This window comes from Microbacterium sp. Kw_RZR3 (assembly GCF_029222405.1).
Taxonomy (GTDB): Bacteria; Actinomycetota; Actinomycetes; order Actinomycetales; family Microbacteriaceae; genus Microbacterium.
Window position 1 is genome coordinate 1 of record NZ_JARHXC010000206.1, and the last position, 11320, is coordinate 11320.

Below are 11320 nucleotides of genomic sequence, written 5' to 3' on the forward strand. Positions count from 1 at the left end.
GCCGAGCGCGTGTGGATGTCGCTCTCGCCCGAGACGCCGTTGAGCTCGAGGTATACCCGGCCCTCGGTGCGGGTGAGCGTGGCCGTGCTGCGTCGTTCGATGTGACCGGCCATGCGCTCCACGAACCCCGCGTCGAAGCTGTGCAGGAGAACGTCCTCACCCCGGTGGATCCGCTTTCCGGCCCACGGTGCGGCGACCTTGTCGGGGTCGCGGTGCGTGTACACGGCGGTGCGCGCGGCCTTCATGCTGCCGGTGTGCAGGCGGGCGGCATCCGGGGCTCCCACCTCGATCCACGCCACCAGCGCGCCCGTGAGGTCGCGCACGAGCACAGCGGGTTCGTCCGTGGCCGAGATGCCCTCGCTGAAGTCGATGCCGTCCTCGTACTCGAGGCAGTAGGCGAGCACACGGGTCAGCATGTAGGCGTCGGTCTCGGACGGATGCCGAGCGACGCGGATCGACAGCTCGTCGTAGACGCCGCGGTCGACGTCGGAGAGCTGCACCGTGAACGTGTGAATGGTCGCGCCGATAGCCACGAGGGTCGAGCCTACGTCGTCTGCGCTCGCCTGCGCGTTCGCGCACCCCGTTGAGTTGCGCCGAATGGTCGCCGCGAAGCCTCCCGAGCGGACATTCGGCGCGAGTCGCCGAGTGTGGCGCGCTTGTCGGGGCGCGAACGCAGCGCATAGCGTCGAGGGATGCCAGATCCCCGCGCACTCCGCATCGATGTCGGCCCGTTCCGCCTGGAGCCGACGCCCGACGCCGGCATGTGGACCGCCGTGCCGCGCGATGCGGACGGGGGAGTGGCATCCGGGATCACTGCCGCGTGGAGCGACTGGGTCGCGTTCGCGGAGAAGGTGCGCCGGGCCGACGAGTTGTGGCGCGAGCGCGAGTCGCGCGGGGACGCGTGGGACGAGGGTTTCGTGGCCGCGAGGGATGCCGCAGCGATCAACCCCTACCGGTGACGGGTCAGGAGGGTCCGTCGACGAGCACGAGACTCTGACGGGTGTCGGCCATCTTCACCCAGCCGTCGCCGAAGAGGTACGTGATGCCATACCCCTCGCTGTCGCCTCGGCCACCCACCCACGCGGAGTTCTCCGTCACGTAGGTGCCGCCCGGCCCGTCCTCGCGGCGCCAACCGGAGGCGATGAGCTCTCGCTCAGCCTTGGCCGCGGTGGCGTCGTCGATCGGAGCCCAGCCGAACACCTGGACGCGGTCCGTCGTGATCCGCTGGTCGCCCCACTTGCACTGGATCCCGCCGTCGATCTCGGTCGCCCCGATGCGGAACGGCTCGGAGCTCACGCTCCACCCGAGGCTCCGGAAGTCGTCGGCGGTGCTCTTCGGGATGATCGTGTCGCACGTGGGGTCGGCAGCGGGCTCGGGGGTGCCGTCGGAGGTCGGTTTCGGGGTGGAGGTGCCGGGGGCGTCGCTCGGCACCTGCGCGGCCGCGGTCGGCGTCGGTGCCGGAGCGGAGCAACCGGCGAGCAGGATGCCGGCTAGCGCGACGGTCGAGATGACGAGCCCGAGACGGCGGCTCACGCGGTGCCCTCGTCGTGCGTGAGGCGGAAGAAGTCGTCGTGCAGGATGCCGTTGGTCGCGAACGACGAGCCGGCGTCGAGGCGGTCGGATCCGTCGAAGGCGGTGAAGCGGCCGCCCGCTTCGCGCACGATCGGCGCGAGGGCGGCGACGTCGTACTCCTTCACGCCGAACTCCGCCACGAGCTCGAGGCGGCCCTCGGCGAGCCACATGTAGGGAAGGGCATCGCCGTACCCCCGGTCGCGCCAGACGGCGCGGGTGAGTCGGTCCAGGGCCGGGAGGAGGTCGACGTCGCGCCACTGCTCGACGCTCTGGAAGCTGACACTGGCCTTCGCCACATCGTCGATGTCGGAGACCCGGATGCGGCGGGGAGCGCCGGACGGGGTGTTCGTCCACGCCCCGTGGCCCGTCGCGGCCCACCAGCGGCGCCCGAGGGCCGGCTGGCTCACCACTCCGACCACGGGAACCTCACCGACGCTGAGGGCGATCAGCGTCGCCCAGATCGGGATGCCGCGCATGTAGTTGTGCGTGCCGTCGATCGGGTCGATCACCCAACGCCGCGCGGTGTCACCCGACGTGCCGTACTCCTCGCCCAGAACGGCGTCGCCGGGGCGCTCGGCATCCAGGATCTCTCGGATCGCCCGCTCGGTCGCGAGGTCGGCTTCGGTCACGTGCGTCCGGTCGGCCTTCGTGTCGATGCGCAGGTCGTCGGCGTCGAAGCGCGCCATGGCGACCGCGTCGGCGGCGTCCGCCAGTCGCAGAGCGAGCGCGAGGTCGTCGGCGAGGGTGGGGAGGTTCTCGTCGGGAGTCGGGGACACGGCTCCAGGATAACCGGCGACCCCGGGCCGATTTGGCGCGGTCGCGTCACGCCTGGTAACGTAATCCCTCGGTTCGCCAAGCAAATCTGAGGCGGATCAGCCTGCACCTCTAGCTCAATCGGCAGAGCAACTGACTCTTAATCAGTGGGTTCTGGGTTCGAGTCCCAGGGGGTGCACGCACCGGGCCTCCACCTTCGGGTGGGGGCCCTTTCTCGTGCGGGCGGACATTACTCCACGGTCCACCACGCCACGTCGACGAGGCACAGGCCCCCGTCGTCCTCCCGGTAGAACAGGTCTCCGGGATACTCGACCCCGGATGCCACGCGCCCGGCGGGCAGTGACAGGTTGATGCTCCACGTCGGGTCGAACTCGGCCTGCTCCGGCCAGTACTCGGCGACGAACTCTTCGGGCTCCTCGGCGGACAGCCCGTCCCAGGCGGACGGCGACCCCAGATCGATGTCCCGCCCCTCGCACACCGTCCCGTCCGCGTCGCCCGCTGCCGCGGCCTCGATGTGCTCCCGAGTCGTGTCGATCACGTTCGCGCCCTCGGGGCCCCAGATGAGCCCGTCCAGAGAACACCCCGTCAGGGCGAGCGCGGAGGCGGTCGTCAGAGTTGCGGCGATGCGGCGGTGCGTTCGGCTCATGCGCTCAACCTATCCGCGGCCCCTTATCGTGCGCGTAAGCCGCTTGTCACGCGGTGGAATGGGGGAAGGACCGTCGTCGACCATCGGAGTCCCGGCAACGACGAGAGCATGTACGTCGACGTGCTTCCCGCTTCGGCAGAACGTTGACTGCACGCGCCCTGCGCGCCGCCTCTTCGGGAAGGATGGCCCCATGGCCGATGACGAGATCTGGGACGTGACCGATATCCAGGGGACTCCGACGGGGGCGCTGCACCGTCGTGGGGACGGCCCCGTCCCGGCCGGGTCGTTCCACATCGTGGCATCCGTCTGTGTGGTGTCGTCGACGGGGCGGGTGCTCGTGAGTCTGCGCGCACCGGGCAAGGACTACCCGCTCGCGTGGGAGTTCCCTGCGGGAAGCGCCCTCCGTGCGGAGTCGAGCCGACGCGGCGCCGCGCGCGAGCTCGGAGAGGAGACCGGGCTCTCGGTCGCCCCCGACGAGCTCGTCCTCGTCGGGCGAGTGATCGAGGAGCGCGCGCTCTTCGATCTCTGGATCGCGCGAGTGGACGGCGAGCCCGTGCCCGTACCCGATCCCGAAGAGGTCCAGGATGCCGAGTGGGTCACGCTCGACGAGGTCCAGCGTCGCTGGCGGGCCGGCACGTTCGCCTCGCCCTGGAACGCACGGTTCGAGCAGCTGTGGGACACCCTCGCTCGCGAGGTGGGGCGCGGCGCATGAGTTCCGTGTACCGGACGCACGACATCGCGGTCGCGGCGGGGTCGCTGCGCGTGGGGGAGTGGAATCCGGATGCCGTGGGCATGCCGTGGCTGCTCGTGCACGGCGTGACCGCCTCGCATCTCGCCTGGGCGTGGCTGGCTGCCGAGGCACCCCAGCAGCGTCTGATCGCTCCGGACCTCCGCGGCCGCGGGCGGAGCGAGAGGGGGGAGGGGCCGCTCGGCATGGCCGCGCACGCCGATGACCTCGCTGCGGTTCTGGACGGCCTCGCGGTCGACGAGGTGGTCGTGATCGGTCACTCGATGGGCGCTTTCGTCTCCGCCGTGCTCGCCGATCGGCACACGGACCGGGTGGATCGAGTCGTCCTCGTCGACGGCGGCTTGCCCCTGGAACTGCCGCCGGGTATGTCGCCTCGGGAAGCCGTGCGACACGTGCTGGGGCCGACGGCGGCGCGGCTCGAGCGGCGGTTCGCCGACCAGGGCGAGTACAGAGACTTCTGGCGCGCACACCCGGCGTTCGTCGACCGCGAGGATCCGCTGCTCGATTCGTACTTCGCGTACGACCTCGTCGGCGCGGAACCGTTTCTGCGTCCCGCCACGGTGCTGTCCACCGTCGAGGAGGACTCGATCGATCAGAACGCGGGCGACGCGATCGGAAGGGCTATCGAGCGGATGCCACGGCCGACGACGCTTCTCGCGGCAGAGCGTGGTCTGCGTGGTGAGGTGCCTCCGCTGTACCCCGACCTTGACGCGCTCCGGGCGACCCACCCGCGGCTTCGGGACGTCCGCCGCGTGGACGGGGTCGACCATTACTCGATCGTCATGTCTGGGGCGGGGGCGCGCGAGGTCGCACGCGCCGCGGGCGAGGCCGACTGACGCAACGGTGGGAGTGAGGGTGAAGTTCGGCCCCTCAGGAGCCGTTTGCCGGGTCGCCCGCCCTCCGGGGCTCTAGCGTCGGGCGGATGCGCCGACTTCTCTCCACGGGTGCCGTGCTCGCCGTCCTCGCCGTGTCGGCGATGGCCGCGATCGCCGCCCCCGCCTCCGCCGCCGTCCCCGACCTGACCGGTCGCTCCTACGTCTCCCTCGGCGACTCGTACGCCGCCGCGTGGGGACTCCCTCTCGCCGCGACGCAGCCCGCCGCGGGGTGCGATCAGTCGGATGAGAACTACCCCCACCTCGTCGCCGACGAGTTCGGTTTCGACCTCGACGACCGCTCGTGCGGCGGAGCCGTGATCGCCAACGTGGTCGACACTCCGCAGTCGGTGGGCGGTGCGACGGCACCGGTCCAGTCGGACGCCCTGGATGCCGACACCGACCTCGTCACTCTCACGATCGGCGGGAACGACCTCGGGTTCTGGCAGCTCGGTCAGATGTGCATCGCGGCCACGGCGGGAGGCCCGGTCGCCGGGAGTCTCGACGGCAACGTGCACGCCTCGTGCGCCGAACAGTTCGTGGTGAACACTCCCGCGGGCCCGGTGAACACGCTCGAGACGCAGATCGATCAGACGGTGGCACCCGCCCTGTCGGCGGCCCTCGCCGATATCGAGGCACGGGCTCCGCACGCGAAGATCATCGTGGTCGGATACCCCGCGCTCGCCCCCGACGCCGCGCACACCCCGAGCGGCGGGTGCTACACCTCGCTCCTCCAGGGACTCGGGTTCCGCACGAACGCGTACCCCTACACGAATACGGACGTGGAGTTGCTCCACGCCACCCAGGCCTACCTCGACGACACGATGGCGCAGGTCACCGAGGCCTCCGGCGCGACCTACGTCTCGCTGCTCGCCGACTCCGTGGCGCACACGCCGTGCAACCCGCGCGACTCGTACGTCAACGGCATCACGCTGAGCCTCGCCCCCGACAGCGTGCCCGTCTCGGGGCTCCCCGTCGGCGGGATCAAGAAGGGGGCGATCCACCCGAATGCGGCGGGCGCCGCGTTCACCAGCACCAAGGTCTCGGATGCCGTGCGTGAGCTGTTCGCGGAGCCGGATCCGACGCCGACCCCGACGATCACGCCGACGCCGACCCCGACGGATGACCCGTCGCCCTCACCGAGCCCGAGCACCACGGAGAGCCCGAGCGCCAGCGTGAGCCCGGTGCCGTCGACCAGCGCCACCCCCGTCGCCGCCGCAACGACCGGGGCCCTGGCGACAACGGGGACGCCGTCGGTTGCGGGGGCGATCGGTATCGGTGCTGCGATGCTCCTCGTGGGCATCGCGATGACCCTTCTCCTCCTGCGCCGCGCGCACAGCTGAAAGGACCGCTGTACCGACACGCGCCCTGTCCCGAACCGTTCGGGACAGGGCGCGTGCGTGCGTTCGCGATGCGTCAGGCGGCGTCGCCCACGAGGACGGCGGCTCCCTCGTCGGCGATCGTCGGGTGGGCCTGGTCCACGTGCGCGAGGGCTCGCCGACCGAACAGGACGCACGCCGACGCGATCAGCACGGACACGGTCGCCATGACGTACGGCACTCCCGCGCCCGCGGCGTGCCAGAGGAAGGCGGCGAGCGGCGGGGCGACGGCTCCGCCGAGGAAGCGGACCGCCGAGTAGGCCGAAGAGGCGACCGAACGGGGGAGGTCGGTGGCCTCCATCACGGCCTCCGTCAACGCCGTGTTCACGACGCCGAGCACCAGACCGCCCACGACGATGCAGACCACGAGTCCGACGGGGGAGTCCACGACGAAAGCGGCGACGAGGAGGTCGACAGCGAGCAGGGGGAGGGCGAGCAGCAGAACCGACGTCAGCCGCATCCGGCGGAGGAGGATCGGGGCAACCCAGACACTCGTGATCGCGAGCGCGACACCCCACCCGAAGAAGGTGAGCCCGATCCCCATCGCGCCGAAGCCCAGCGGGAAGGGGGAGAAGGCCAGCAGGGTGAAGAAGCCGATGTTGTAGAACAGCGCGGTGGCCGCGAGGATCGCGAGCGCCGGGCGACCGAGGGCGCGGAACGGCGCGCTGAAGGGGATGGGCGTTCGTGCGGGAGCGGGGCCGCGCAGGAGCACTGCCACGGCGACGAAAGCGATCGCCATGAGTGCGACCACTCCGAAGAACGGTCCCCGCCAGCTGGCCTCGCCGAGGATGCCGCCGAGCAGCGGTCCGATCGCGATGCCCAGGCCGAGCGCCGCTTCGTACAGGATGATCGCCGCCGAACTGCCACCGGAGGCGGCGCCGACGATGGTCGCGAGAGCCGTCGAGATGAACAGGGCGTTGCCGAGGCCCCAGCCCGCGCGGAAGCCGATCACGGCGTCGACGCTTCCGCTCAGCGCGCACAGGAGCGAGAACGCGACGATCAGGGCGAGCCCGACGAGCAGCGTGGCCTTCGCGCCGATTCGGCTCGAGATCCAGCTGGTGACGAGCATCGCGAGGCCCGTCACGACCAGGTAGCTGGTGAACAGCAGCTCGGTCTCGACGGGTGTCGCCTTCAGTGACTCGGCGATCGCGGGGAGGATCGGGTCGACGAGACCGATCCCCATGAACGCGACGACGCACGCGAATGCCACGGCCCAGACCTGGGCCGGCTGCTTCCATACGCTCGGAGCGGCGCTCATCGCACGACCTCCGGCTGAAGGCCCACGCGGGCCGAGAGGGCGCCGGCGGCGGTGCTCACGGCATCCCATTCGGCATCCGTCAGATCGGCCACGTGGGGCGCGAGGGCGGCGCTCAACTGTGCGAGCCAGCGCTCGAGGGCGGAGAGACCGGCGTCGGTCACGGCGATGACGCTGACGCGCGAGTCATCGGGGTGCGGCTCGCGCGTGACGAGACCCGCGTCGCTGAGCTGGTGGACGAGGCGCGTCATGCCGGGCTGGGTCACGCGGCTGAGGGTGGCCAGGTCGCCGAGACGCTGGGGTCCGTGGTCGCGCAGCAGGGTGAGGGTGCGCCACTGCGCGGAGGGGGCGTCGTTCTGGGTGTCGAGGGCCGCGATGCGCGTCAGGGCGTGCACCGCGAGCAGCAATCTCTGGAGATCGTCATCGCGGGTCATGGGAAAAGCATATCGCAGATATATACCTGAGGTATCTATCGCGAGGCGAGTCGCGTGGACAGCTGGTGCGCGTGCGCGAGCAGGATGCGACCGAGCTCGCCGAGTCTCTCACCCGAGAAACGGAATTCGACGCCGGTCAGGCTCAGTGCCCACTGGGGAGTCCCCGCCCGGTCGAACACGGCCGCCCCCAGGCCCCAACTGCCCTCCACGATGAGCCCGGGGTTCACGGCGTACCCGCGCTCCTGGGTGTCCCGCACCCGCGCGCGCAGGCGCGCCGGGGCATGCGAGGCTCCGAACCTCTCGGCGAGGTCTCCGTGGCGCTCGAGATAGGCGTCCACATCATGGGATGGAAGGAAGGCGAGGATCGCGAGACCCGCGGATGCCACGCCCAGCGGGAACCGCACTCCCTCGGACAGCACGAACGAGCGAATGGGGAAGCTGCCGTCTTCGCGGACGAGGCACACCGTCTCGTCGCCACGCCGCACCGACAGGAACGCGCTCTCTTCGGTTCGCACCGCGAGCGAGCGCACGACGTCGCGGGCCGTCGCGGTGATGTCGAAGCGAGTGGCCGCCACACTGCCCATGAGGTAGAGCTCAGGGCCGGGCAGCCAGTGGCCGGTCGTCTCGTCGCGGTCGACGAGCCCCTCCGCACGGAGGGCGGTCAGGAGCCGATGCGCGGTGGGGCGCGTGAGATCGGCGTCGCGGGAAAGGTCGCCGATGGTCGCCCCGGCGGATCCCGCCGCCGTCACCAGGCGGAGGAGTGTGGCGGCGCGGGCGATCGCCTGGGCGCCGGGAACGCTCGCGGGTGAGCGCGAATGAGGTGCGGTGTCCACGATGTGGACGCTACGCGGCTTGGCATCCACATCGCAAGATCGCGCTGGGCGCGTCCCGGCGCCGACCCTGAGCATGGAATGACGCAGACACGAAGGAGTTCGCGTGATCGACAAGACCTGGACCTCGGCCGCCGACGCGGTCTCCGACATCCCCGACGGCGCGTCCCTCGCCGTCGGCGGCTTCGGACTTTCCGGCAACCCCCTCGCCCTCATCGAAGCCCTGCTCACCCAAGGGACGAGAGAACTCTCCGTCGTCTCCAACAACTGCGGTGTCGACGACTGGGGTCTCGGCATCCTGCTGGGGGCTGGTCGGATCCGCAAGATGACGTCGTCGTACGTCGGCGAGAACAAGGAGTTCGAACGGCAGTTCCTCTCCGGTGAGCTCGAGCTCGAGCTCACCCCGCAGGGCACTCTGGCCGAGAAGCTCCGTGCCGGTGGGGCGGGCATCGCGGCGTTCTACACCCAGACGGGAGTCGGAACCCAGGTCGCCGAGGGCGGGCTTCCTCAGCGGTACGACGGCGCCGGAGGCATCGCGGTCGCGTCCCCCGTCAAAGACGTGCGCGTCTTCGATGTCGACGGCGTGCCTCGCGAGTTCGTCCTCGAAGACGCGATCACGACGGACTTCTCCCTCGTCCATGCGTGGAAGGGTGACCGGCACGGCAACCTCGTGTTCCGCAAGGCCGCCCGCAACTTCAACCCGCTCGCGGCGATGGCGGGGCGCGTCTGCATCGCCCAGGTCGAGCATCTCGTCGAACCCGGCGAGATCGACCCCGACGACGTCCACCTGCCCGGGGTATACGTCCACCGTCTCGTCGAGGTCGGGCCCGGGATCGAGAAGCGGATCGAGAAGCGCACGGTGCGGGAAGATGGCGCCGAGTCTGACCCGGTCCCTTCGACGAGCTCAGGGACCTCAGCATCGACGAGCTCAGGTCCCGCCGCACCGATGAGCAAGGAGTTCTGACATGGCCCTCACCCGCACGGAGATGGCGGCGCGAGCCGCCCGCGAACTCGCCGACGGCTCGTACGTCAACCTCGGCATCGGCCTGCCGACCCTCGTTCCGAACCACGTCCCGGAGGGCGTGACCGTCGTGCTGCAGTCCGAGAACGGCATCCTCGGCGTCGGTCCGTATCCGACCGAAGACGCGGTGGATGCCGACCTCATCAACGCCGGCAAAGAAACGGTGACCACGCTCCCCGGCGCGGCCTTCTTCGACTCGGCGCTGAGCTTCGGGATGATCCGCGGGGGCAAGATCGACGCCGCGATCCTCGGGGCGATGCAGGTGTCGGCCTCCGGAGACCTGGCGAACTGGATGATCCCCGGAAAGATGGTGAAGGGTCCCGGCGGCGCCATGGACCTCGTCCACGGAGCCGCGCGTGTCATCGTGCTCATGGAGCACGTCGCCAAGGACGGCTCGCCGAAGATCGTGAACGACTGCTCGCTGCCGTTGACCGGTCGCGGTGTCGTCGATCGCATCATCACCGACCTCGCCGTCATCGACGTGACAGAGGATGGACTCGTGCTCGTCGAGCTCGCCCCCGGGGTGAGCGTCGACGAGGTGCGGGATGCCACTGAGCCCCCGCTGACCGTGGAACTCACCGAGGAGGTCACCCGATGAACCCCGAAGACGTCGTGATCGTCGCTGCCGCGCGTACTCCCCAGGGGCGGCTGAAAGGTCAGCTCGCCCCGCTCACCGCCGTGCAGCTCGGCGCGGCCGCGATCCGCGGGGCCCTGGACCGCGGGGGTATTCCCGCCGAGGCCGTCGACGCGGTGCTCGTCGGACAGGTGCTTCAGGCCGGTGCCGGACAGAACGCGGCTCGTCAGGCTGCCGTCGCCGCGGGGATCGGCTGGGACGTGCATGCGGCGACCGTCAACAAGGTGTGCCTCTCGGGTCTGACGGCGATCATCGACGCCGCGCGCATGCTGCGCCTCGGCGACGCGTCGGTCGTCGTCGCGGCGGGTATGGAGTCGATGACCCGCGCCCCGCACCTGCTGATGAACTCGCGTGAGGGCTACGCCTACGGCTCGGTCGAGGTGCTCGATCACCTCGCGTACGACGGCCTGACCGATGCGTACGATCACGAGAGCATGGGGGCGTCCACCGAGCGCGCCAACGCGCGATTCGACGTGACCCGCGAGGCGCAGGATGCCGTCGCCGCCCGGTCGCACCAGCGTGCCGCCGCCGCGCAGGCGGCGGGTGTCTTCGACGCCGAGATCGTCCCCGTCGAGATCCCGCAGCGCAAGGGTGATCCCGTCGTCGTGACGGCCGACGAGGGCATCCGTGCCGACACGACGGTAGACACGCTCGCGAAGCTCCGCCCCGCTTTCGCCGAGGGCGGATCGATCACCGCGGGCAACGCGTCGCAGATCTCCGATGGAGCGTCAGCGGTGGTCGTGACCACCCGCTCGGTGGCCGAGGAGCACGGACGGGACGTCCTCGCGGTCGTCGGGGCGGCGGGACAGGTCGCCGGACCCGACAACTCGCTGCACGCGCAGCCCGCTCGCGCGATCGCGAAAGCCCTCGAGAAGCAGGGCATCTCGGCATCCGATCTCGATCACGTCGAGATCAACGAAGCCTTCGGCGCTGTCGTGGCTCGTTCGCAGGCCGAGCTGGGCCTGTCCGACGATGTCGTGAACCCGCACGGCGGCGGCATCGCGATCGGTCACCCGATCGGCGTCTCGGGCAACCGGCTCGTCGTGCACGCGGTCCACGAGCTGGTGCGGCGGGGGAGCGGCACCGCCGCGGTCGCCCTCTGCGGCGGTGGAGGCCAGGGCGACGCGCTGATCCTCACACGTTGACAGACAGACG

The 11320-nt window shown here is 70.5% G+C and carries 14 protein-coding genes and 1 tRNA gene; 8 read left to right on the plus strand and 7 right to left on the minus strand.

Features of this window, described 5'->3' with window-relative positions:
- The coding region (locus P2P98_RS11355) for a YaeQ family protein (RefSeq protein WP_275799890.1) at window positions 1-533 on the minus strand (533 nt) is incomplete at its 3' end.
- Between the two features lie 159 nt (window positions 534-692).
- On the opposite strand from P2P98_RS11355, the gene P2P98_RS11360 reads away from it, so the two are divergent.
- Entirely contained in the window at window positions 693-959 is a 267-nt protein-coding gene (locus tag P2P98_RS11360; protein ID WP_275799891.1) for a hypothetical protein, read from the plus strand.
- A 4-nt stretch (window positions 960-963) separates the two neighbouring features.
- Here P2P98_RS11360 and P2P98_RS11365 read toward each other — a convergent pair whose 3' ends face one another.
- Both P2P98_RS11365 and P2P98_RS11370 read right to left on the minus strand, forming a co-directional pair.
- Window positions 964-1533, minus strand: coding sequence for a hypothetical protein (locus tag P2P98_RS11365; protein ID WP_275799893.1), 570 nt, complete (start codon window positions 1531-1533; stop codon window positions 964-966).
- Window positions 1530-2348, minus strand: coding sequence for an inositol monophosphatase family protein (locus P2P98_RS11370; RefSeq protein WP_275799895.1), 819 nt, complete (start codon window positions 2346-2348; stop codon window positions 1530-1532). The genes P2P98_RS11365 and P2P98_RS11370 overlap by 4 nt, the downstream gene beginning before the upstream one ends.
- A 103-nt stretch (window positions 2349-2451) precedes the next feature.
- On the opposite strand from P2P98_RS11370, the gene P2P98_RS11375 reads away from it, so the two are divergent.
- Window positions 2452-2524, plus strand: a tRNA-Lys gene (locus P2P98_RS11375).
- Between the two features lie 51 nt (window positions 2525-2575).
- Here P2P98_RS11375 and P2P98_RS11380 read toward each other — a convergent pair.
- Entirely contained in the window at window positions 2576-2992 is a 417-nt protein-coding gene (locus P2P98_RS11380; RefSeq protein ID WP_275799896.1) for a hypothetical protein, read from the minus strand.
- A 190-nt stretch (window positions 2993-3182) separates the two neighbouring features.
- Here P2P98_RS11380 and P2P98_RS11385 point away from each other — a divergent pair, with 190 nt between their 5' ends.
- The 3 genes from P2P98_RS11385 to P2P98_RS11395 all read left to right on the plus strand — a co-directional run bounded on the left by P2P98_RS11385 (window position 3183) and on the right by P2P98_RS11395 (window position 5955).
- Window positions 3183-3704, plus strand: coding sequence for an NUDIX hydrolase (locus P2P98_RS11385; RefSeq protein WP_275799898.1), 522 nt, complete (start codon window positions 3183-3185; stop codon window positions 3702-3704).
- The gene (locus P2P98_RS11390; protein ID WP_275799899.1) at window positions 3701-4576 is read left to right on the plus strand and encodes an alpha/beta fold hydrolase; all 876 of its coding nucleotides are present in this window, start codon (window positions 3701-3703) and stop codon (window positions 4574-4576) included. Before P2P98_RS11385 ends, P2P98_RS11390 begins: the two co-directional genes overlap by 4 nt.
- 86 nt (window positions 4577-4662) lie before the next feature.
- Window positions 4663-5955, plus strand: coding sequence for an SGNH/GDSL hydrolase family protein (locus P2P98_RS11395; protein ID WP_275799901.1), 1293 nt, complete (start codon window positions 4663-4665; stop codon window positions 5953-5955).
- A 73-nt stretch (window positions 5956-6028) separates the two neighbouring features.
- On the opposite strand, the gene P2P98_RS11400 is transcribed toward P2P98_RS11395, so the two are convergent.
- The 3 genes from P2P98_RS11400 to P2P98_RS11410 are packed head-to-tail and all read right to left on the minus strand — an operon-like array spanning window position 6029 to window position 8513.
- Window positions 6029-7249 (minus strand): MFS transporter, encoded by a 1221-nt coding sequence (locus P2P98_RS11400; protein WP_275799903.1) that lies wholly within the window; start codon window positions 7247-7249, stop codon window positions 6029-6031.
- Complete coding sequence (locus P2P98_RS11405; protein WP_275799905.1) at window positions 7246-7680, minus strand: MarR family transcriptional regulator; 435 nt, start codon at window positions 7678-7680, stop codon at window positions 7246-7248. The genes P2P98_RS11400 and P2P98_RS11405 overlap by 4 nt, the downstream gene beginning before the upstream one ends.
- A 35-nt stretch (window positions 7681-7715) precedes the next feature.
- Window positions 7716-8513 (minus strand): IclR family transcriptional regulator, encoded by a 798-nt coding sequence (locus tag P2P98_RS11410; protein ID WP_275799906.1) that lies wholly within the window; start codon window positions 8511-8513, stop codon window positions 7716-7718.
- Window positions 8514-8616: 103 nt separating this feature from the next.
- On the opposite strand from P2P98_RS11410, the gene P2P98_RS11415 reads away from it, so the two are divergent.
- From P2P98_RS11415 to P2P98_RS11425, 3 genes are read left to right on the plus strand one after another with little or no spacing between them, the layout of a single operon-like run.
- Entirely contained in the window at window positions 8617-9474 is an 858-nt protein-coding gene (locus P2P98_RS11415) for a CoA transferase subunit A (protein ID WP_275799908.1), read from the plus strand.
- A gap of 1 nt (window position 9475) precedes the next feature.
- Window positions 9476-10129: a CoA transferase subunit B gene (locus tag P2P98_RS11420; RefSeq protein ID WP_275799911.1), complete on the plus strand. Its 654-nt coding sequence runs from the start codon at window positions 9476-9478 to the stop codon at window positions 10127-10129.
- Window positions 10126-11310 (plus strand): acetyl-CoA C-acetyltransferase, encoded by a 1185-nt coding sequence (locus P2P98_RS11425; RefSeq protein ID WP_275799913.1) that lies wholly within the window; start codon window positions 10126-10128, stop codon window positions 11308-11310. Before P2P98_RS11420 ends, P2P98_RS11425 begins: the two co-directional genes overlap by 4 nt.
- Window positions 11311-11320: the final 10 nt, after the last annotated feature.